This is a genomic window from Caulobacter sp. GW821-FHT11E10 (assembly GCF_058808375.1).
The window spans coordinates 45,291-66,515 of record NZ_JBXARP010000003.1 but is presented as its reverse complement, the minus strand read 5'-3'; the positions used below and the strand labels follow the sequence as shown (position 1 = coordinate 66,515).

The 21,225-nt window shown below is 69.7% G+C and carries 19 protein-coding genes, 1 tRNA gene and 1 pseudogene; 9 read left to right on the top strand and 12 right to left on the bottom strand.

Features of this window, described 5'->3' with window-relative positions:
• The first annotated feature begins 15 nt into the window (after positions 1-15).
• Together moaB and moaC are read left to right on the top strand one after the other, a co-directional pair.
• The gene (gene moaB / locus AC1RRV_RS06245; RefSeq protein WP_492858728.1) at positions 16-570 is read left to right on the top strand and encodes a molybdenum cofactor biosynthesis protein B; all 555 of its coding nucleotides are present in this window, start codon (positions 16-18) and stop codon (positions 568-570) included.
• 13 nt (positions 571-583) lie between these two features.
• A complete protein-coding gene (moaC, locus tag AC1RRV_RS06240; RefSeq protein WP_492858727.1) occupies positions 584-1,054 on the top strand; it encodes a cyclic pyranopterin monophosphate synthase MoaC in 471 nt (156 codons plus the stop codon).
• A 156-nt stretch (positions 1,055-1,210) separates the two neighbouring features.
• Here the strand turns inward: moaC and AC1RRV_RS06235 are convergent, their stop codons facing one another.
• The 6 genes from AC1RRV_RS06235 to tsaD form a co-directional block, all read right to left on the bottom strand.
• Entirely contained in the window at positions 1,211-3,010 is a 1,800-nt protein-coding gene (locus tag AC1RRV_RS06235; RefSeq protein WP_492858726.1) for a methyl-accepting chemotaxis protein, read from the bottom strand.
• Between the two features lie 140 nt (positions 3,011-3,150).
• Positions 3,151-3,924 carry a class I SAM-dependent methyltransferase gene (locus AC1RRV_RS06230; protein ID WP_492858725.1) on the bottom strand — a complete coding sequence of 258 codons (774 nt, stop codon included), beginning with the start codon at positions 3,922-3,924 and terminating at the stop codon, positions 3,151-3,153.
• A 66-nt stretch (positions 3,925-3,990) separates the two neighbouring features.
• Positions 3,991-4,356: a Rieske (2Fe-2S) protein gene (locus tag AC1RRV_RS06225; RefSeq protein WP_492858724.1), complete on the bottom strand. Its 366-nt coding sequence runs from the start codon at positions 4,354-4,356 to the stop codon at positions 3,991-3,993.
• Positions 4,357-4,361: 5 nt separating this feature from the next.
• Positions 4,362-4,643: a YciI family protein gene (locus AC1RRV_RS06220; protein ID WP_492858723.1), complete on the bottom strand. Its 282-nt coding sequence runs from the start codon at positions 4,641-4,643 to the stop codon at positions 4,362-4,364.
• Between the two features lie 17 nt (positions 4,644-4,660).
• Positions 4,661-5,656: an NAD(P)H-dependent glycerol-3-phosphate dehydrogenase gene (locus AC1RRV_RS06215; RefSeq protein ID WP_492858722.1), complete on the bottom strand. Its 996-nt coding sequence runs from the start codon at positions 5,654-5,656 to the stop codon at positions 4,661-4,663.
• Positions 5,653-6,771 (bottom strand): tRNA (adenosine(37)-N6)-threonylcarbamoyltransferase complex transferase subunit TsaD, encoded by a 1,119-nt coding sequence (gene tsaD / locus AC1RRV_RS06210; RefSeq protein ID WP_492858721.1) that lies wholly within the window; start codon positions 6,769-6,771, stop codon positions 5,653-5,655. The genes AC1RRV_RS06215 and tsaD overlap by 4 nt, the downstream gene beginning before the upstream one ends.
• A gap of 72 nt (positions 6,772-6,843) precedes the next feature.
• Between tsaD and hemC the strand changes: the two genes are divergently transcribed.
• The 7 genes and pseudogenes from hemC (at position 6,844) to AC1RRV_RS06175 (ending at position 13,429) form a co-directional block, all read left to right on the top strand.
• On the top strand, positions 6,844-7,812 hold the full coding sequence (gene hemC / locus AC1RRV_RS06205) for a hydroxymethylbilane synthase (RefSeq protein WP_492858720.1): 969 nt from the start codon (positions 6,844-6,846) through the stop codon (positions 7,810-7,812).
• 3 nt (positions 7,813-7,815) lie between these two features.
• The gene (locus AC1RRV_RS06200; protein WP_492858719.1) at positions 7,816-8,517 is read left to right on the top strand and encodes a uroporphyrinogen-III synthase; all 702 of its coding nucleotides are present in this window, start codon (positions 7,816-7,818) and stop codon (positions 8,515-8,517) included.
• Between the two features lie 116 nt (positions 8,518-8,633).
• Positions 8,634-9,536: a COG4223 family protein gene (locus AC1RRV_RS06195; RefSeq protein WP_492858718.1), complete on the top strand. Its 903-nt coding sequence runs from the start codon at positions 8,634-8,636 to the stop codon at positions 9,534-9,536.
• Positions 9,533-11,068: a heme biosynthesis protein HemY gene (locus AC1RRV_RS06190; protein WP_492858717.1), complete on the top strand. Its 1,536-nt coding sequence runs from the start codon at positions 9,533-9,535 to the stop codon at positions 11,066-11,068. The genes AC1RRV_RS06195 and AC1RRV_RS06190 overlap by 4 nt, the downstream gene beginning before the upstream one ends.
• Positions 11,069-11,108: 40 nt before the next feature.
• Positions 11,109-11,184, top strand: a tRNA-Thr gene (locus tag AC1RRV_RS06185).
• A gap of 1,054 nt (positions 11,185-12,238) precedes the next feature.
• A pseudogene (locus tag AC1RRV_RS06180) lies at positions 12,239-13,063 on the top strand (methyl-accepting chemotaxis protein); the annotation flags it as partial.
• Between the two features lie 66 nt (positions 13,064-13,129).
• Positions 13,130-13,429: a hypothetical protein gene (locus tag AC1RRV_RS06175; protein WP_492858716.1), complete on the top strand. Its 300-nt coding sequence runs from the start codon at positions 13,130-13,132 to the stop codon at positions 13,427-13,429.
• A gap of 7 nt (positions 13,430-13,436) precedes the next feature.
• Here the strand turns inward: AC1RRV_RS06175 and AC1RRV_RS06170 are convergent, their stop codons facing one another.
• From AC1RRV_RS06170 to AC1RRV_RS06145, 6 genes are all read right to left on the bottom strand, one after another.
• Positions 13,437-14,063 (bottom strand): hypothetical protein, encoded by a 627-nt coding sequence (locus AC1RRV_RS06170; RefSeq protein WP_492858715.1) that lies wholly within the window; start codon positions 14,061-14,063, stop codon positions 13,437-13,439.
• Positions 14,064-14,195: 132 nt separating this feature from the next.
• On the bottom strand, positions 14,196-16,394 hold the full coding sequence (locus tag AC1RRV_RS06165; RefSeq protein ID WP_492859221.1) for a 3-hydroxyacyl-CoA dehydrogenase NAD-binding domain-containing protein: 2,199 nt from the start codon (positions 16,392-16,394) through the stop codon (positions 14,196-14,198).
• Between the two features lie 131 nt (positions 16,395-16,525).
• The gene (locus AC1RRV_RS06160) at positions 16,526-17,731 is read right to left on the bottom strand and encodes an acetyl-CoA C-acetyltransferase (RefSeq protein WP_492858714.1); all 1,206 of its coding nucleotides are present in this window, start codon (positions 17,729-17,731) and stop codon (positions 16,526-16,528) included.
• Positions 17,732-17,794: 63 nt separating this feature from the next.
• Positions 17,795-18,172 carry a hypothetical protein gene (locus AC1RRV_RS06155; RefSeq protein WP_492859220.1) on the bottom strand — a complete coding sequence of 126 codons (378 nt, stop codon included), beginning with the start codon at positions 18,170-18,172 and terminating at the stop codon, positions 17,795-17,797.
• A 14-nt stretch (positions 18,173-18,186) separates the two neighbouring features.
• Positions 18,187-19,350, bottom strand: coding sequence for an acyl-CoA dehydrogenase family protein (locus AC1RRV_RS06150; RefSeq protein ID WP_492858713.1), 1,164 nt, complete (start codon positions 19,348-19,350; stop codon positions 18,187-18,189).
• A 2-nt stretch (positions 19,351-19,352) separates the two neighbouring features.
• Complete coding sequence (locus AC1RRV_RS06145; protein WP_492858712.1) at positions 19,353-21,146, bottom strand: acyl-CoA dehydrogenase C-terminal domain-containing protein; 1,794 nt, start codon at positions 21,144-21,146, stop codon at positions 19,353-19,355.
• Positions 21,147-21,225 lie beyond the last annotated feature (79 nt).

Sequence of the window (21,225 nt, the reverse complement as noted above, 5' to 3'; positions counted from 1 at the left end):
GCTGGAGAGACGCGAATGTCGGAATCGGTGCTGAAGCCGGGCGGCGGGGTGAAGCCGGACCTTCCGTTCAAGCCCGTGCGCGTGGCGATCCTGACGGTCTCCGACACCCGTGACGAGGAAAGCGACACCTCCGGCCAGATCCTGGTCGATCGCGTCAAGGCGGCCGGCCATGAGCTGGGCGGCCGGGCGGTGGTCCGCGACGACATCGAGCAGATCCGCCAGCAGGTCCGCGACTGGATCGACAGCAAGGCGGTCGACGCCATCGTCACCACCGGCGGCACCGGCCTGACCGGCCGCGACGTGACCCCCCAGGCCCTGGAGCCGCTGTTCGACAAGAAGATCGACGGTTTCTCGGTGGTCTTCCACCTGGTGTCCTACGCCTCGGTGGGCCTCTCGACCCTGCAGTCGCGGGCCACGGCCGGCCTGATCGACGGCGTCTTCGTCTTCTGCCTGCCGGGCAGCAATGGGGCGGTGCGCGACGGCTGGGACAAGGTGATCAGCGCCCAGCTCGATAGCCGCCACAAGCCCTGCAACATGGTCGAGCTGATGCCCCGACTGCTGGAACAATGAGGCGGCTGGAACCGTGAGCAAGCTCACCCACATCGACGACCAGGGCCGGGCCCGCATGGTCGACGTCTCCGACAAGCCGGCGACGGCGCGCGAGGCGGTGGCCAGCGGCTTCGTGCGGATGAGCGCCGAGACCCTGGCGCTGGCGGTGTCGGGTTCGGGCCGCAAGGGCGACGTGCGGGCGGTGGCCGAACTGGCCGGCGTCATGGCCGCGAAGAAGACCTCGGACCTGATCCCGCTGTGCCATCCGCTGGCGCTGTCGAAGGTGGTCGTCGAGGTCGAGCCGGCCGAGGGCGGCCTGGCCGTGACCGCGCGGGTCAAGACCACCGGGCCGACCGGCGTCGAGATGGAAGCCCTGACGGCGGCCTCGGTGGCCTGCCTGACGATCTACGACATGCTGAAGGCCGCCGAGAAGGGCATGGTCATCGAAGCCGTAAGGCTGCTCGAGAAGACGGGCGGCAAGTCGGGGGATTGGAGCGCCAAATAGGCGTGCGCTCTGCTTACAGATTCAAAAATGCTGTCATCCCGGCCGTAGCGCGGAGCGCCGGGACCCAGGGGCAACCGCAGTGCGCCCGCCCCTGGGTCCCGGATAGCCTCTGCGAGGCTTCCGGGATGACACGATTTTAGGAAGCGAAGCGGCCGCTTAAGCCGCCCGGCGCTGACCGGGCTGTTCGCCGATCCGCAGTTCGCCCATCCGCTGGGCCAGGCGCGTGGCTTCCTGGGCGAGGGCGTGGCTGGCGGCGGTGGTTTCCTCGACCATGGCGGCGTTGCGCTGGGTCACCTGGTCCATCTGGTTCATGGTCGTGTTGACCTCGGCCAGGCCACGGGCCTGTTCCTGGGTCGAGGCGGCCATTTCGCCGACCAGGCCGTCGATCTGGTCGACCTCGTTGGCGATGGCGCGCAGGGCCTCGCCGGCCTTGCCGACATATTCCACGCCCTGGCCGACCTCGGCCGTGCTGGCGCCGATCAGGGTCTTGATCTCCTTGGCCGCGTCGGCCGAGCGCTGCGCCAGGGCCCGGACTTCCTGGGCGACGACCGCGAAGCCGCGACCGGCTTCACCGGCGCGAGCCGCTTCGACGCCGGCATTCAGGGCCAGCAGGTTGGTCTGGAAGGCGATCTCGTCGATGACGCCGATGATCTGGCCGATCTGGGCCGAGGACTTCTCGATGGCGCCCATGGCCTCGACGGCCTGGCTGACGATCGAGCCCGAGGCGTCGGCGGCGGTGCGGGCGCGCTCGACCACCTTGCGGGCGCGGCTGGCGCCCTCGGCGGTCAGGCGCACGGTGCTGGTGATCTCGTCGAGGGCGGCGACGGCCTCTTCCAGGCTGGCGGCCTGGCGCTCGGTGCGGCCCGACAGGTCGTCGGCGGCGGCGGTGATCTCGGCGGTGCCGCCATGGATCGCCTTCACGGCGCCCAGCGAGGCGGCGATGACGCCCGACAGCTTTTCGACGGCGGCGTTGAAGTCGATGCGCAGCTTCTCGTAGCCGGCGGGGAAGGATCGGGTGATCCGGTGCGAGAGGTCGCCCTCGGACATGTGCTTCAGCGCCAGGGCCAGGCTTTCGACGACCGCCTTCTGGGTGGCTTCGGCCTCGTCGCGGCGCTGTTCGGCTTCGCGGCGCTCGATCTCGAGGGTGTCGCGGACATCGGCGGCCTCCAGCTCCTTGCGGCGGGCCTCGACGGTGTCGTGGAAGGTCTGCAGGGCGTCGGTCATCTGGCCGATCTCGTCCTGGCTCCGCTTCTTCGGCAGGACGACCGAGAGGTCGCCGGCCGACAGGCGGCGCAGGGCGTTGGTGATCTCGACCAGCGGCGCGACCAGGCCACGCTTGGCGGCGATCATCAGACCCGCGGCGAAGGCGGCGGCGACCAGCAGCAGGGCGCCCATCACCACCTGGCCGAGGAAGCCCAGAGACTTGGCGGCGTTGGCGTCGCGCGTGGCGGCGGCCTCGATCTTGACCGAGGCGCCTTCCATCTTGTCCTCGAGGGCCGAGAACTGCTTGGCGAAGTCGGGAAGCTTGGAACGGGCGCCGGCCGCGTCGGTGTCGGCGATCGCGCCGATCTCGGTGGCGGCGGCGATATAGGTGGCGAGCGGGGCTTGCACCTCGTCGAGGGCCGCCTTGACGGTGGGGTCCTCGGCCAGCTTGCCGCTTGAGGCGAGATCCTCTTTGAACGACTGGACGTGTTCGTCGAGGTCGGCGCGGACAGTCTTGAGGTCGACGCCTAGAGCCGGATCGCTGGACATGATCGCGCCCATGACGTCGGCGCGCAGGGCGTCGTGCATCATGTCGGCGTGCATGTGGAGGCGGAGGATCTTGGCCGAGGCCTCGGCGCGCGAGAGCGCGGAATCGAGGCTCATGGCCACCCACAGGCCCGTGCCGGCCGTGGCCGCGCACAGCAGCGCCGCCCCAGCGGCCGCTCCCATGACCTTTTGCCCCAACGAAGCCATGTCGATCTTCCCCCAACGCGGCATGCCGCAATATCGGGAGAAGAATGCAGGCCAAGGCCTCTAACAGGTCTTAACCGTAATCGTGTCGAGGCGGCGACATAACGTCGCGCGTTCGGCGAGCGCTGGTCTGGCTTGGAAAGCTAGCGCGGGATCTCGGCGGTCTTGACCAGGGCGACCTGGCGGTAGACGGCGGCGATCTCGAAATAGCGGCCGAAGGCGGCGTGGAACTGGTCGACGGCCTGTTTCACGCCCGGCCCGCCGATCTCGCTGATGTCGTGCCAGTAGTCGTCGAGCACCATCATGCCGCCGACGCTGAGCAGGCTGGCGCAGAAGCACAGGTCGATCAGCACCGCCAGGGCGGTGTGGCTGCCGTCGACATAGATCAGGTCGAACTGCTCGCCGCGCTCCAGCATCTGGGGCAGGACGTAGGTCGAGAAGCCCTTGTGGGTCGAAAGGCTGCGGAAGCCGCACTTGTCCATGTTGCGGCGGAAGCGCGGCTCGACGGCGTGGTATTTTTCTTCCGGGTTCAGAGCCTCGTCGAACCACGGATCGATGACCGTGACCGCCAGACGGCTGGGCAGCAGCCAGTCCATGAAGGCCAGGTTGCGGCCCTCATAGGCGCCGATCTCCATGTAGCGGATGGTCTCGCCCTCGGGGCGCTTGGCGGCGAAGTCGCGCAGCAGCGGGGCCACGAACGGGATGTTGTTGCTGGCCCAGGTCGAGGTGAACTCGAAACCGGCGTCGGCGGCATGGGTGTTGAAGGCCTCGACCACGGCGTGGTCGCGCTGTCCGCCCAGCATCGTCTTGGCCAGATTGGTGGCCAGGCGCGGATTGACCTTGGTCAGCGAGCGCAGCTTGGCGAGGCCGCCCCGGTGGGTCACCGTCTCGGCGTCGAATTGCATGTCGGCGGCCATGGCGTCCCGCTCCTCCAGTGGTTGCGGGAGAGGCTAAGGCAAAGGTCTTAAGGAAGGGTCAGGCGCTCAAAGAACGACGATCTCGCCGTCGCGAATCTCGACCGGCCAGGGGAAGAGCTTGTCGTTCGGACAGGGCCCGGCGACGCAGGCCCCGTCCTCGATGCGGAACAGGGCCGCGTGGCCCGCGCACAGAATCAGGTCGTTCTCGCGGGTCAGGTAGCGGCCGGCGAATCCGGCCAGCGGCCAGCCGGCGTGCGGACAGCTGTCGACATAGCCGACCACGGTCTCGCCCCTGCGCACCACGAAGCCGGCGAACATCGCGTCGCCCTCGCGGTAGCGAAAGCCCTTCGAGCCGGGCGAGGGGATCTCGTCCAGCGCGCAGAGCACCGTCCCGGGGAGGGGGCGGGCAGGATTGTCGAGGTCGGTGCGCAAGCGGGCTAGAGCGAGCCGACGCCCACGCGCCAGGGATGGACCTCGACGCTCTCGAACACGCCGGCGGCGGTGTAGGGGTCGTTGTCGGCCAGAGCCTGGACGGTCGCCTTGTCCTCGGCTTCGATGATCAGCAGCGAGCCGACGGGATTACCCTCGTCGCTGAGCAGGGGGCCGGCCGCCTTCACCAGGCCCGAGGCGTTCAGATAGTCGAGGTGCGTGGGACGGGTCGCGAGACGGGTGTCCAGCGCGCCGGGCTTGTCCTTGCAGACGATGACGAAGAGGGCCATGCGGGCGGTCCTTACCTTTAAGCTTCGGATTTCAGGGGGCGCGAGAGCAGGCCCGCGATGGCGGTGTCGACGGCGACCTCGCCGGCCAGGATGGCGGCGACGGCCTCGCAGATCGGGACCTCGACGCCCAGCTTGCGCGCCAGGGCGCGGACGGCGGGGGCGGAGGCGACGCCCTCGGCCACCGACAGCTTTCCGGCCAGGGCCTCTTGCAAGGTCATGCCCTGGCCCAGCGCCAGGCCGACGCTCATGTTGCGCGACTGCGGGCTGGAGCAGGTGAGCACCAGGTCGCCCAGCCCACAGAGGCCAGCGACGGTCTCGGGCTTGGCGCCCAGGGTGACGGCCAGGCGGGTCAATTCGGCGAAGCCGCGCGTGATCACCGAAGCGTGGGCGTTGCGGCCCAGGCCCTTGCCCTCGACGATGCCGCAGGCGATGGCCAGGACGTTCTTCACCGCCCCGCCGGCCTCGGCCCCGATCAGGTCGCCCGCGGTGTAGGGGCGGAAGGTCGGGGTGGCGATAGCCTCGGCGATGGCCCAGCCCAGGGCCTGGTCCTCGCAGGCCAGGGTGACGGCGGCGGGCAGGCCTCGGGCGACCTCGCCGGCGAAGCTCGGTCCCGACAGCACCGCGATCGGCGCATCGGGCAGGGTTTCGGCGGCGACGTCGGTCATCAGCTTCAGCGTGCCCTGCTCGACGCCCTTGGCGCACAGCACCACGGGCGCGCCGGCCTTGCGGTGCGGTGCGAAGGCGGTCAGGGCCGCGCGCAGGTGCTGGGCGGGGGCGACGGCCAGGATCAGGTCGCAGTCGGCGAGGTCGGCCAAGTCGGTCACGGCCTTGATCGCCGGCTCCAGGGCGATCCCGGGCAGGAACAGGGTGTTCTCGTGGCCCTGGTTGATCGAGGCCACCGCCTCGGGCTCGCGCGCCTGCAGGGTGACCTGGAGACCGGCTCGGGCACAGACCTGGGCGAGCGCGGTGCCCCAGGCTCCGGCGCCGATCACACCAGCGTGCTGATAGCTCATGCCTTGGCTCCCTTGCGTCCGTAGGCGTTGGCGGGATTGGCCAGCGCCGCGGCCTCGTCCAGCGGCCAGCGCGGACGGGCGACGGCGTCGAGGTCGTCGAAGATCCCCAGCGCCAGCCGCTCGGCCCCGGCCAGAGCGATCATGGCGGCGTTGTCGGTGCAATAGGCCAGCGGCGGGGCGGCGAACGAGAAGCCGTTCTTCTCGCAGTCGGCCAGAAGGGCCGCTCGCACCGCGCCATTGGCGGCCACGCCGCCCGCGACGACGAAGCGGAGGTCTCCAGGCCCGTGGCTTTCCTTGTAGAGTTTCATCGCCCGATCGACCCGCTCCGACAGCTGGCGGGCGATGGCGGCCTGGACGGCGGCGGCCAGGTCGCGGCGTTCGTCGTCGGTCGTCAGGGTCTCGGCGATCCGCGCGGCGGCGGTCTTGAGGCCCGAAAACGAGAAGTCGCAGTCCTTGCGGCCCAGAAGCGCGCGGGGCAGGGGATAGCGTGTCGCGTCGCCGCCGACCGCCAGCGTCTCCAGGGCCGGACCGCCCGGATAGGGCAAGCCCAGGGACTTGGCGATCTTGTCGAAAGCCTCGCCGGCCGCGTCGTCGATCGTGGTGCCCAGCCGCTTGCAGGCCCCGACGCCCGACACTTCCAGAAGCTGGCAGTGCCCGCCGGAGACCAGCAGCAGCAGGAACGGATAGGCGATGTCGGCCCCCAGTCGGGCCGAGACCGCGTGGCCTTCCAGGTGATTGACGGCGACGAGCGGCACGCCGCGCGCCAGCGACACGGCCTTGCCGAACGCCAGGCCGACCATGACTCCGCCGACCAGGCCCGGCCCGGCCGTGGCGGCGACGCCGTCCAGCTGGTCGAAGCCGAGACCGGCGGCGCGCATGGCCTCGGCGGCGATCGCGTCGATCGCTTCGACATGGGCGCGGGCGGCGATCTCGGGCACTACGCCGCCGAATGGGGCATGCTGCTCGAACTGGGTGCCGATGATCGAGGACAGCACCGTGACGGTCCCATCGCCCGCGCGGCGCACGACCGAGGCCGCGGTCTCGTCGCAGCTGGTCTCGAGACCGAGGATCGTCAGGCCGGGGGGCGTAGGGCCAGAATCCGTAAGGATGGTCATTCGGTTGCGGGCTTCCCGCCGCTCCTGTAGCAGCGAAGGTGAAATTTCGTCTCCGCAGGTAACGTTCCGACCGTGTCCCGGCAACCTCCCATCCGCATCGGCGCGCGTGGCTCCAAGCTCTCGCTGGCGCAATCGGGCCTGATGCAGGCGCGTATCGCCCATGCGCTCGGCGTGCCGCTAGGCGCCAGCAAGGCGGAGATCGAGGCCGCCGCGCCCCTGATCCCGATCGTCACGACCGGCGACCGCATCCAGGATCGCCGCCTGATGGAGATCGGCGGCAAGGGCCTCTTCACCAAGGAGATCGAGGAAGCCCTGCTGGACGGCCGGATCGACTGCGCGGTCCACTCGCTGAAGGACATGCCGGCCGAACTGCCGCCGGGCCTGGTCCTGGCCGCGACGCCGGAACGCGAAGACCCGCGCGACGCCTTCATCAGCCATGTCGCCGAGCGGCTGGAAGACCTGCCCAAGGGCGCGCGCCTGGGCACCGCCAGCTTGCGTCGCCAGGCCCAGGCGCTGCACGTGCGGCCCGACCTCGAGATCGTCATGCTGCGCGGCAATGTCGATACCCGGTTGGCCAAGCTGGAGCGCGGCGAGGCCGACGCCATCCTGCTGGCCCAGTCTGGCCTGAACCGCCTGGGCCTGGGCCATGTCGCCAGGAGCTGGCTCGACCCCGACGCCTGCCCGCCGGCCCCGGGCCAGGGCGCCCTGGTCATCGAGACCCGGGCCGAGGACGTCAACGCGCCCTGGCTGGACGCCGTCCGCTGCCGCGAGACCACCATCGCCGTCGCCGCCGAGCGCGGCGCCTTGTTCGCTCTGGAAGGGTCGTGCCGCACGGCCATCGGCGCTCGCGCCGTGCTGGAGGGCGCGCGCCTGACCATGATCGTCGAGGCCCTGACGCCGAACGGCGCCCAGCGCTTCCGTCGCCATGGCGAAGTGACCCTGACCGGCGCCGATGACGTCGCCGAGGCCCGCGCTTTGGGCCTGAAGCTCGGCGCCGAGGTCCGCGCCGAGGGCGGCGACGCTATCCTGCTTCCGGAATAGACCATGGGTGAGGGCGCGCCGGTCTGGATCACCCGCGCGCGTCCCGGCGCCCTGGCCACGGCCGATCGGGTCGCGGCCCTGGGCTTCACGCCGATCGTCGATCCCCTGCTCGCGGTCGAGGTCCTCGACGTCGAGCTCGATCTCTCACATGTGGCCGCCCTGGCCTTCACCAGCGCCAATGGGGTCGAGGCCTTCGCCCGACAGTCCGATGAGCGCGGCCTGCCGGTGTTCGCGGTCGGCCGCGCGACGGCGCGCGCCGCGACCCTCGAAGGCTTCGCGTCCGTCTCCAGCGCCGACGGCGACGTCGAGGATCTGGGCCGCCTGATCGCCGGCGCCGCCTCCGGAGCGGTGCTCTGGGCGGGGGCAAGGGAGCCGGCCGGCGATCTCGTCGGCATGCTTCGGGGCTATGGCGTGATGGCCAAGGGCGTGGCCGTCTACGAGACCATCGACCGGGCCCCGTCGGGCCAGACCCTGGCGCGCCTGGACGATCCGCTCACGGCGCTCGTCCATTCGCCGCGCGCGGCGCGCGCCCTGGCGGCGATCCTGCGAGACCGACAGGCGCCGCGCCTGCGAGTCCTGTGCCTGTCCGAGGCTGTCGCCGAGCCCCTGTCGGGTTTGAGCGACCCTCGGTCTGTGGCCTTCGCGCCGCGTCCGGACGAAACCTCGCTCCTGGAGCTGCTTACAGCCGCAGGTCTGTCTGAATAGACAGACCTGATTTTCTTGATGAAGAGCGCGACGGCCGCCAAAACCGGCCGCCACTTTTGGCTGTCGCGCTCTAGCGCGACGTTGCGCGACGCAGCGGCGTGGGGCACGAATGGACCATGAACGCCGCTCCCGATCCCGCTGAAATCGTCGCGCCCAGCGATCCGGCGCTCTATGCCCGCCGACGGGTGATGGGACCGGGCGTGTGGGTCTGGCTCATCCTTTGCGTGCTCTGCGTCGCCCTGGGCGCGAGCATCGCGCATTACGGCCCCACATTGTTCGCGCCCAAGGCCAAGACGCCCGAAAGCGCGGTCTCGGTCACGCCCAGTCCTCGCTCGGTCGCCGAGCGCGTCGCCACCGGTTCGGCCCTGCCGGTCGAGCATGGCGAGACCGCGCTCGCGCCGCCCGCCGCCGACGTGGAGCGCTTGAACGGCCGAATCGCCGCCCTGGAAGCCGGTCAGAAGAGCGTGACGGACGCCGCCGCCGCCGCCCTGGCCGTCTCGGCCCTGTCCGAAGCGACCGAAACCTCGCGCCCGTTCGTCGAGGAGCTGGCCGCCGTCCAGCGGGTCCTGACCTCGCCTGATCTTCGGGCGCTCGAACGCGTGGCCGCCCAGGGCGCGCCGACCCGGGCGAGCCTGGCCGTCCAGTTCGGAAACCTGGCCGGGCGCGCCGCCAGCGCCTCGCGCGATCCCGGCCCCGACGCCGACCTGTTCTCGCGCTTGCGCTACGCCCTCTCCAGCATCGTCTCGATCCGCCACGTCGGGTCGACCAAGGGCTCGACGCCCGACGCCATGCTGGCCCGCGCCCAGGCGCTGCTGGATGACGGCGACGTCGAGGGCGCGGTGGCGGCCCTGGATGCGATCAATGACTCGGCCCGCGAGGTGCTCGCGCCGTGGATCAACGCGGCCGGTCGGCGCATCGAGATCGACCGCCATATCGCCGCCGTCCGCACCGACGCCCTGGCCGGTCTCTCGCGCGTCTCGCGCGATACGGCCCCGGTCGCTCCGCGGGCCATGCCGTGACCCGCGTCGCCTTCGCCCTCTTCCTGGTGGCCGCGACCGCGGTCGGCGTTCTGGCCCTGACCGGAGAGCCCGGCCGGGCCGCGCTGGAATGGATGGGCTGGCGCGTGGAGATGACGGCCGCCGCCGCCGCCCTCCTGACCCTGTTCTCGGCCCTGCTGTTCACCCTGCTTTGGCGGGGGGTCATCTGGATCGTCGAGGCGCCCCGCCGCGCCGCGCGGGTCCGTGCGGAGTCCAAGCGCAAGCAGGCCATCGAGGCCCTGTCGCGCGGCTTCCTGGCGGTCGCCGCCGGCGATGGCTCCGAGGCCCGACGCCTGGCCCAGAAGTCGGCCGAACTGGCCGAGGACGCTCCCGCGCTCGTCCGCGTGCTCGCGGCCCAGGCGGCCGAGGCCGCCGGCGACCGGGGCGCGGCCAAGAGCGCCTACAACGCCATGCTGGGCTTTCCCGAGATGCGCCTGGCCGGCCTGCGCGGCCTGATGCTGGCCGCCCAGGCCGATGGCGACAAGCTCGCGGCCGTCCGTCACGCCGAAACCGCCTACGGCCTGGCCCGCACCGCCCGCTGGGCCTGGCGCGCCCTGCTGGAGGCCCGGCTGGAGGTCGGCGACTGGGCGGCGGCGCTGGCCCTCGTGCAGGGCGCCCTCGAGCGCAAGATCGTCTCGCCCGTCGTGGCCGAGCGCAGTCGCGCGGCTCTCCTGGCCGCCTCCGCCGCGAGTCTCGAGAACTCGTCCGACCCCAAGGCGCGCGCCCAGGCGCTGGATTTCGCCACCCAATCGGTGAAGCTGAAGCCCGACTTCGCGCCCGGCGTGGTCATGGCCGCCCGCCTGCTGGCGGACGACGGCAAGGCCGGCAAGGCGGGGAGCCTGATCGAGGCCGCCTGGAAGGCCCAGCCGCATCCGGCCCTCTGGCTGGCCTATCGCGACCTGAAGACCAATGAGCTGCCCAAGGCCCGCGCCCAGCGTCTGGCCGCCCTGGCCGCCATGAAGCCCGAGGCGCGCGAGAGCCGCCTGCTGCGTGTCGAGAGCGCCCTGGTCGGCGGCGATCCCGTCGCCGCCCGCGCCGTCGCCCGCCTGCTGGACGAGGAAGCCCCGACGGCGCGCTTCGCCGGCCTGATGGCCCGGGTCGCCGCCGCCAACGGCGAGGCCGACGAGGCCCGCGCCTGGATCGCCCGCGGCGTCGGCGCGCCGCAGGAGCCGGACTGGACGGATCTCGACCCCGAGGGCCGGGCCTTCGCCTATCAGCGCGAGGACTGGGCGCGCCTGGTGGTCAGCTACGCCGAGACCGGCCAGCTGATCCATCCGCGTCACGAGCGGCGCGAGCGGACGATGACCGACCTGCCGGAACTGCCCTCCGCCTATGCCGAATCGACCCCGTTCATCCGGGCGGCCGAGACCGGCGGGGCGATGATGCCGATCCCGGACGACCCCGGCGTGTTCGACGCGCCGCCGATTCCAGACCCCCCCGAAGGCGGTCCGGCGCCCCGTCGCAATTCTAATGCAAGACGGCGCTTGGCAAGTGGCTCGCGCCCCGCTAAATAGGCCCTCCTTCGCTTCGGGGTCTTCCCTGAAGCGTCCGTGGGCCGCCTTAGCTCAGCCGGTAGAGCGACGCATTCGTAATGCGTAGGTCAGGTGTTCGAGTCACCTAGGCGGCACCACTTCCCCTTCCTTTTCATGTTCCGCGCCCCGTCCGTTCGACCTGTGCGCCAGATTGTCGCGACCGGATCGCGCCAAGCTTAGCCTTAACGGTTCTTAGCGACTTGGCCGGTACGGGTGGTGTCAGATTCTCGACACTGGACCTCCGCGCCCATGACAACCGCCAGCCAATCCACCGTTCGCTTTCCGACCTTGGCGATCGCCTTGGTCATGCTGGTGTCCGCCACCGTGATCGGATGGCTGGTCTGGACCACCCAGGACGTGTCCAGCCGACTGCAGACCGCCTACAGTCGCGCCGCGACGGGCGAGCGCCTGCTGGGCGAGGTGGCGCGACTGGACGAGGTGCTGACGGGTTCGGCCCGCCTTGCGGCGACGGGCGCCGGCCAGGCCAAGGCGCGCTACGACGCCGCCGCCCCGGAGCTGGACAAGGCGATCGCCGCCGCCCGCGACCTGGCCAGCCCGGCCCTGCGCGAGCGGTTCGAGCAGCAGACGGGCGGTTCGAACAAGATCCTGATCGATCTCGAGACCAAGGCCTTCGAAACCGTGGCCGCCGGCGACGCGGCCGGGGCGACGGCCATCCTCAACGGATCCGACTATTCGAGCGCCAAGCAGGCCTACAGCCAGGGCGCGGCGGCCTTCGGCGCCGACCTGCGCAAGGAGACCGGCGCGGCCGTCCAGAGCGCCAAGGACGCGCGCGGTCGGGCCCTGCTGGTCACCTATGCCGGCGCGGCGATGCTGGCCGCCGGCTGGGCCGTCCTGGTCCGCACCCTGCTGCGCTGGCGGAGCAATCTGGATCGCGCCACCCGCGAGCAGGCTCGCCAACAGGAAGCCCAGCGGGCGATGGAAGCCCAACTGGACGAGGAACAGAAGCTGCACGCCGAGGAGCGCACCCGCGCCGCCGAAGCGCGCCGCGAGGAAGAGCAGCGCGCGGCGGCCGAACAGAAGAAGGTCGTCGAGGCCCTGGCCCGAGGGCTGTCGGCCCTGTCGGCCGGCGACTTGACCGTCACCCTGCGCGAGGCCTTCTCCGGCGAATACGAACAACTGCGCCAGGACTTCAACGCCGCCGTCGCCAAGCTGGAACGGGCGCTGGCCACCATCGTCCAGGCGTCGAGCGGCATCCGCTCGGGCGCCGGCGAGATCAGCCACGCCGCCCTGGACATGTCGCGCCGCACCGAACAGCAGGCCGCGAGCCTGGAAGAAACGGTCGCCGCCCTCGACCAGATCACCTCGACGGTGCGCAAGACCGCCGCCAACGCCGAACAGGCCGGGACGGCCAGCGGCCAGATCCAGGCGCGCGCGGAAGAGAGCGGCGTGGTCGTGCGCGAGACGGTGGCGGCCATGGGCGCGATCGAGAGCTCGTCCAAGCAGATCGGCAGCATCATCGGCGTGATCGACGAGATCGCCTTCCAGACCAATCTGCTGGCCCTCAACGCCGGCGTCGAAGCGGCGCGCGCGGGTGAGGCCGGTCGCGGCTTCGCGGTCGTCGCCCAGGAAGTTCGCGCCCTGGCCCAGCGTTCGGCCGACGCGGCCAAGGAAATCAAGACTCTGATCTCGGCCTCCAGCCAGCAGGTCGATCGTGGTGTGCAGCTGGTCGATCGGACCGGCCTGGCGCTGGAAGGCATCGTGACCGAGATCGGCCAGTTCGCCGGCGTGGTGGGATCGATCGCCGCGTCCGCGCGCGACCAGGCCCTGTCGCTGGCCGACGTCAATACGGCGGTCAATCGGATCGACCAGGTCACCCAGCAGAATGCCGCCATGGTCGAGGAGGCGTCCGCCGCCGCGACCTCGCTGGCCAGCGAAGCGCGTGAACTGGCCGAGCTGGTGGGGGCGTTCCGCACCACCGACGCGGCCGTGGGCGCCAAGGCCGCGCGCGCGGCCTGACACCTTCCGGGCTGCGGACGGAACGTCGTCCGTCCTCGCGTCGTTCGGGTCTCGTAGGAGATCCGCATGGCCGATCGCGTCGACGACGAAACCGCCCTCGAGGAGGTCATGGCCTTTCTCGACTCCCCGCCCGAGCCGGACAGCGCCGACGATGCGCGGTTCGGGGCGCGGCTGCGGCAGGTGATCGCCGCCGCGATCCCGCTGGACGAGGGCGAGGATCCCGAGGACGGGCCGGCTCTTCAGCTGGACGAGGGCCTGCGAAAGCGTTTGGAGGCGGTCGCGCGACGACAGGCCGAGGGCAAGTACTTCGGCGACCATCCCGACGGCATCGGCCCGACCCTGGGCATGGACGTCGGCCGGTCCTGACGACGACTCAGTCGTCCCAGCCCTTGCGCTTCTTCTTCTTGCCCAGGGCGAAGATGCCCGGATAGGGGCCCTTGCCGACCCGGTACAGGCACCAGTCGTCGTCCTTGGCGCAGTCGCCGTCGAAGGCGGCCTTCTTGTCCGGATCGATGGCCGCGTAGAGCGGCGCGGTGCGCGAGCGCAGGCCGGCGGCCTCGGCGCAGGCGTTCTTCTCGGCCTTGGTCAGGGCCGCGACCTTGTCGTTCCGACAGCCCAGGCTGTTGCGCAGGCTCTCGCGGGTGGCGTCGCTCTCGTCGACCAGCTTGCGGGCCGTGAAGCCAGGTGGGGCGACGATGCCGACGGGGCCGGCCGGTTTGACGGTGGGGATGGTCGGAACGCTCACGGGGGGCGGCGGGGACAGATCCCGAATGACGCGCGCGGGCAGGGTCGGCGTGGGCGCCGGCGTGGCCAAGCGTCTTGATGGGGTGTCCAGCAACTCGGCCTCGATGACCGGCGGCTCGACCAGCTGAGGCATCCAATGGGCGCCGGAGACCAGGGCCAGCAGGACCAGCGCATGGGCGGCCAGCGCCAGGGCCAGGATCGCCAGATCCCGCCGATTGGGCGATCGCCAAGTCCCGTCGGCGGTCACCGCGCTCATCGTGCCTCCAGACGCCTTCGCCCGAGAGGTCGGTATCCGGGCCGTGCGGCGCAACCGTGGCCGCGGCGGACAGGAAAAAGGCCCGGCGTCGCCGCCAGGCCCTTCCCTGTTTCAGTGGTGAAGGATGGCGACCTAGGCCGCCGCCTTCGCCTTGACGCCGAAGCGGCCGTAGAAGGTCTCGCCCTTTTCGGCCATCTCGCGCAGCAGGGCCGGCGGGGCGAAGCGCTTGCCGTACTGTTGGGCCAGACGATCGCAGGTCTCGACGAAGGCCTTGGCGCCGACGCCGTCGATCAGGCTGATCGGGCCGCCGGTCCAGGGCGCGAAGCCCCAGCCCAGGATGGCGCCGACATCGGCTTCGCGCGGGTCGACGATGACGCCTTCCTCGAAGCAGCGGGCGGCTTCGACGGCCTGACGGTAGAGCAGGCGGGTGCGGATCTCCTGGATCAGCGCCTGGTCGGCGTCGGTGGTCTTCACCGGCATCAGGTCGGCGAGGCCCTTCCACAGGGTCTTCTGGCCGTTTTCCGGATAGTCGTAGAAGCCCTTGCCGTTCTTGCGGCCCAGGCGGCCCATCTCGACGACCATCTTCTCCAGGACCGGCGCGAACGGGCGCTCCTCGTACTTGTCGCCGAGGTCCTTCTTGGTCTGCTCGCCGATCTTGTAGGAAAGGTCCAGGGCGACGTCGTCATTCATTTCCAGCGGGCCGCGCGGCATGCCCGTGGCGCGGCCGACATTGTCGATGATGGCGGGCGCGATGCCCTCGGCCATCATTTCCAGGCCTTCCTGCACGAAGGTGCCGAAGCAGCGCGACGTGTAGAAGCCGCGGCTGTCGTTGACGACGATCGGGGTCTTCTTGATCTTCAGGACGTAGTCGATCGACTTGGCCAGGGCTTCCTGGCTGGTCTCCGCGCCCATGATGATCTCGACCAGGCCCATCTTGTCGACCGGCGAGAAGAAGTGGATGCCGATGAAGCTCTTCGGCCGCACCGAGGCCTTGGCCAGGCCGGTGATCGGCAGGGTCGAGGTGTTGGAGCCGAAGATGGCGGTGTCGGCCAACTGGGCCTCGGCCTTCTTGGTGACCTCGGCCTTGACCTCGCGGTTCTCGAACACGGCCTCAATGACGAGGTCGCTGCCCTTGACCAGCTCGTAGTCGGTGGTCGGGGTGATCAGGGCCAGGACGGCTTCGCCCTTCTCGGCGGTCATCTTGCCGCGCGAGACGGCCTTCTTCACCAGGCCCTCCGCATAGGCCTTGCCCTTGTCGGCGGCTTCCTGGGTCTGGTCGATCAGGATGCTTTCGATGCCGGCCATGGCTTGGACATAGGCGATGCCCGCGCCCATCATGCCGGCGCCCAGGACGGCGACCTTCTTGGCTTCCGATGGCGGGACATTGGCCGGACGGCCCGAGCCCTTGCCCAGCTCCTGGAGGGAGAGGAACAGGGTGCGGATCATGCCCTTGGCCTGGGGCGACATCATCGTCTTCAGGAAGTAGCGGGTCTCGATGCGGATAGCCGCGTCGAACGGCACCTGCGTGCCCTCATAGACCGCCTTCAGGATGTTCAGCTGGGCCGGATAGTTGCCATAGGTCTGCTTGCGCAGCATGGCGTTGCCCATGACGAAGACCTGGCTGCCGGTCGGGGTGTAGGGACCGCCACCCGGAAGCTTGAAGTCCTTCTTGTCCCACGGCGCGACCGGGTCGCCCTTGGTCTTCACCCAGGTCTTGGCGGCCTCGACCTCGGTCCCGGGGGCGACCACCTCGTGGACGACCTTCAGGGCCAGGGCCTCCTGCGGCTTCATCGACTTGCCTTCGAGCAGGTACGGCGCGGCGGCCATCACCCCCATCAGGCGCGGCAGGCGCTGGGTGCCGCCGGCGCCCGGCAGCAGGCCGACCTTGGCTTCCGGCAGGGCCAGCTGGATCTTCGGATGGTCGGCGACCACGCGATAGTGGCAGGCCAGGGCGATCTCGAGACCGCCGCCCATGGCCAGGCCGTTGATCGCCGCGGCGACAGGCTTGCCGCAGGTCTCCAGGGCGCGGAACGCCTTGTTGAGCGCGAAGCCGGCTTCGAAGGCGGCCTTCAGGCCCTCTTCGCCGGCTGGCGCGCCGACGCCCAGGGCCCCACTACCCAACTCGCCCAAGTCCGCGCCGGCGCAGAAGCCGGTCGCCTTGCCCGAGGTGATGACGGCGCCCTTGATGGCGGCGTCCGACTTGATGGTTTCGACGATCTCGCCGATTTCCTTGATGACCGAAGCGGTCAGGGTGTTCATCGAACGGCCGGGCACGTCGAAGGTGACCAGGGCCACGCCGTCGGAATCGACCTCGATCTTGAAGTTTTCCATATTCATTCTCCTTCTCCTCCCCCTCTGGGGGAGGTGGTCCAGAGGACCGGAGGGGGCAGCTCGGCCCAGGCCGGGCTTGCCCCCTCAGTCGCTCCGCGACAGCTCCCCCAACGGGGGAGCATCGGGTTTCATCAGACGCGTTCGATGACCGTGGCGGTGCCCATGCCGGCGCCGACGCACAGGGTGATCAGGGCGGTTTCCTTGTCCGTGCGTTCCAGCTCGTCGAGGACGGTGCCCAGGATCATCGCGCCGGTGGCGCCCAGTGGGTGGCCCATGGCGATGGCGCCGCCGTTCACGTTCATCTTGTCGTGCGAGATGTTCAGCGCCTGCATCATGCGCAGCACGACCGAGGCGAAGGCTTCGTTCAGCTCGTAGAGGTCGATGTCGTTGACCTCCATCTTCAGCTTCTTGAGCAGCTTCTCGGTGACCAGCGAGGGGCCGGTCAGCATGATCGAGGGCTCGCTGCCGATCGAGGCGGCGCCCTTGATGCGGGCGCGAGCCTTCAGGCCGAGGGCCTCGCCCATTTCCTTGGTGCCGATCAGGACGCCGGCGGCGCCGTCGACGATGCCCGAGCTGTTGCCGGCATGGTGGACGTGGTTGACCTTCTCGACCTGCGGATAGCGCTGGGTGACGACGGCGTCGAAGGCCATCTCGCCCATGCCGGTGAACGAGGCGTTCAGCGAGGCCAGGGTCTGCATGGTGGTCGAGCCGCGCACGGTCTCGTCATGGTCCAGGATGGTCAGGCCCAGCTGGTCTTTCACCGGCACGACCGACTTCTTGAAGCGGCCGTCGGCCCACGAGGCGGCGGCGCGTTTCTGACTCTCGACCGCGTAGGCGTCGACGTCGTCGCGGCTGAAGCCGTAGAGGGTGGCGATCAGGTCGGCCGAGACGCCTTGCGGGGCGAAATAGGTCTTGAAGGCCGAGGACGGGTCGGTCGGCCAGGCGCCGCCGTCGCTGCCCATGGGCACGCGGCTCATGCTCTCGACGCCGCCGCCGATGGCCATCTGGGCCTCGCCCGAGGCGACCTTGGCCGCGGCCATGTTCACGGCTTCCAGGCCCGAGGCGCAGAAGCGGTTGATCTGCACGCCGGCGACGCTCTCGGCGTAGTCGGCGGTCAGGACGGCGGTGCGGGCGATGTCGCTGCCTTGCTCGCCGACCGGAGCCACGCAGCCCAGGACGACATCGTCGACCTTGGAGGTGTCCAGGTTGTTGCGGTCACGCAGGGCTTCCAGCACCTGGCTGGCCAGCGACAGGGCGGTGATCTCGTGCAGCGAGCCGTCCTTCTTGCCCTTGCCGCGCGGCGTACGCACGGTGTCGTAGATGTAAGCGTCAGCCATGGACTGGCTCCTCCCTGGGAAGCGTTGTTCGTGTCGTTGGGCGGTCGGTGGACCGAGTTGCCGTTATTGTTTCCAGTTGCCGATCGGGTACTTGCCGATGGGCTCGCATTTCAGTCCGCTGGCCGAGGCCTTGGCGCGGTAGTAGAGGCGCGAGCCGAACTCGGGCGGCGGCAGCGAGCAGGCGGTGAAGCCCGAGGTCGTGACCTCCAGCTTCCACTCGGCGATCTTGGAGCGCAGCAGCGTGTTGCAGATGTCCTTGCCGGCCGGCTGCAGCGGCAGCTTGAACGCGCCGGGCTGGGGTCGCTTGCCGACCAGTTCGCCGGAGAAGGTCAGGACGCGCGGGCCCTGGACGGCTCGCACGCAGACCACGGCCGAGCGGGCCTCTTGAGCGGGCGGCCCCTTGGGAGCCGGTTGGGCGGCGGCGGGGCCCGCCAACAGCATGATGAGCGGTACGATCACAGCGTCCTCGCGATCAGAAGTTTCATGATCTCGTTCGTGCCGCCGTAGATGCGCTGGATGCGGCTGTCCTTGTACATGCGCGCGATCGGATACTCGTTCATGAAGCCGTAGCCGCCGAACAGCTGCAGGCAGCGGTCGACGATCTTGTTCTCCAGGTCCGAGACCCAGTACTTGGCCATCGAAGCCGTCGCCGCGTCCAGCTTGCCCTCGAGGTGCTGGCCGATGCAGTGGTTGACGAACACCTTGGCGACGGTCGCCTCGGTCTTGCACTCGGCCAGGACGAACTGGGTGTTCTGGAAGTCGATGATCGCCTTGCCGAACGCTTTGCGGTCCTTGACGTAGGCGATGGTCAGCTCCAGCGCGCGCTCGATCGTCGCCATGCCCTGGACGGCGATGTTCAGCCGCTCCTGCGGCAGCTGGCCCATCAGCTGGAAGAAGCCCCGGCCCTCGTCGGTCCCCAGCAGGTTCTCGGTCGGGACCTTCACGTCGTTGAAGAAGAGCTCCGAGGTGTCCTGGGCTTCCTGACCCAGCTTGTCGAGGTTGCGGCCACGCTCGAAGCCTTCCGCGCCGTCGGTCTCGACGATCATCAGCGAGGTGCCGCGCGCGCCGGCGCTGGGGTCGGTCTTGGCGACGACGATGATCAGGTTGGCCGTCTGGCCATTGGTGATGAAGGTCTTGGAGCCGTTGATGACGTACTGGTTGCCGATCTTCTTGGCGGTGGTGGTGATGCCCTGCAGGTCTGAGCCGGCGCCCGGCTCGGTCATGGCGATGGCCGAGACCAGCTCGCCCGTGGCCAGGCGCGGCAGCCAGCGCCGCTTCTGCTCCTCGGTGCCGTAGTGGAAGATGTACGGCATGACGATGGCGTTGTGCAGGCTGGCGCCGAAGCCGTCGACGCCCTTCTTACCCAGCTGCTCCATCAGCACGACCTCGTGGCGATAGTCGCCGCCGGCCCCGCCGTACTCCTCCGGCGTGGAGATGCCGAGCAGCCCGGCCTCGCCCGCCTTGGTCCACATCGAACGATCGACGCAGTGGTTCTTGCGCCAGGTCGCCACGACCGATTCAGGGGCGTGCTCGTCGAAGAACTTTCCGACCGCGTCCTCGAAGATCGCGATGTCCTCTTCGGCCATGAAGGCGGGTTTTTCGACGGCGAGCACGCTCATGATCAGAAAGCCTCCGCGGGCAGGGCCATCAGGGTCGCCGAGCCGGTCTTCAGCTTGGCCAGATGCGACGCGGCGTCAGGCAGGATGCGTTCGATGAAGTAGCGGCCGGTCACCAGCTTGGTGGTGAAGAACGGGTCGGACGAGCCGGCCGCGATCTTGGCGTTGGCCGCCTTGGCCATCAGGGCCCACATGTAGGCCAGGCCGGTCAGGCCGAAGAGGTGCATGTAGTCGGTCGAGGCCGCGCCGGCGTTGTCGGGGTTCTGCAGGCCGTTCTGCATCAGCCACATGGTGCCGTCCTGCAGCTGGGCCTTCACGCCCGCGAGCGCTTCGACGAAGGGCTTGAGGGCCTCGTCGCTGTCGTTCTCGCCGATGAACTGGTCGATCTCCTGGAAGAAGGTCATGACCGCGCGGCCGCCCTTGGAGGCCAGCTTGCGGCCGACCAGGTCCAGGGCCTGCACGCCGTTGGTGCCCTCGTAGATCAGGGCGATACGGCAATCGCGCATGAACTGGCTGACCGGGAAGTGCTCGGTGAAGCCGCTGCCGCCGTGCACCTGCACCGCATTCGAACAGACCTGGAAGCCCTTGTCGGTCAGGTAGCCCTTCAGGACCGGGGTCATCAGGCCCATGTAGTCCGACGACTTCTCGCGGACGGCCTCGTCCGGGTGGACGTGCGACAGGTCGCCGTGCAGGGCGGTCCAGAACAGGAAGGCGCGGCCGCCTTCGATGAAGGCCTTGCTCTCCAGCAGCATGCGGCGGACGTCGGGGTGGACGATGATCGGGTCGGCCGGGCCGTCGGCGTTCTTCGGACCCGTCAGCGAACGACCCTGGAGGCGGTCCTTGGCGAAGGCGACGGCGGCCTGGTAGGCGGCCTCGCCCTGGGCCACGCCCTGCATGCCGACGCCGATGCGCGCCTCGTTCATCATGACGAACATGATCTTGAGGCCCGAATTCTCCTCGCCGATCAGATAGCCCTCGGCGTCGTCGTACTGCATGACGCAGGTGGCGTTGCCGTGGATGCCCATCTTCTCTTCCAGGCCGACGCACTTGACGCCCTGGTTGCGGTCGCCGACCGAACCGTCGGCCTTGGGGACGAACTTCGGCACGATGAACAGGCTGATGCCCTTCACGCCGGCCGGGGCGCCCTCGATGCGGGCCAGCACCAGGTGGACGATGTTGTCGGCCATGTCGTGCTCGCCGGCCGAGATCCAGATTTTCTGGCCGGTGATGCGATAGCTGCCGTCGGCCTGCGGGACCGCCTTGGTGCGCAGCAGGCCCAGGTCCGTGCCGCAGTGCGGCTCGGTCAGGTTCATGGTGCCGGTCCACTCGCCGGAGACCATCTTGGGCAGGTAGGTTTCCTTCTGCGCGTCCGAGCCGCCGGTGTGGATGGCCGAATAGGCGCCGTGGGCCAGGCCCGGATACATCGAGAAGGCCATGTTGGCCGAGCTCGACATCTCGCTGAAGGCCAGGTTGACCACGTGCGGCAGGCCCTGGCCGCCATAGGCGGGGTCCGAGCCGAGGCCCGTCCAGCCGCCTTCGCACAGCTGCTTGTACGCGGCCTTGAAGCCCGGCGGGGTGGTGACGACGTTGGTCGCCGGATCCAGCTGGCAGCCGCTCTTGTCGCCGACCGTGTTCAGCGGGGCCAGGACCTCGCCGGTGAACTGGGCGGCGGCCTCCAGGATCTGCTCCACGGTCTCGAACGGCGCGTCCGAGAAGCCCGGCAGGTCGCCGTGCTGGTCGATGTTGAGCACGTCTCGCAGGATGAAGGCGTGGTCGCGAACGGGCGGCTGATAGGTCATGGAGCGGTCCTGCCAGGGAACTGAGAAGAGTGATCGGGAAGGGGAACGGGTGCGCGGCCGCCGGCCTGAGCGAGACTTG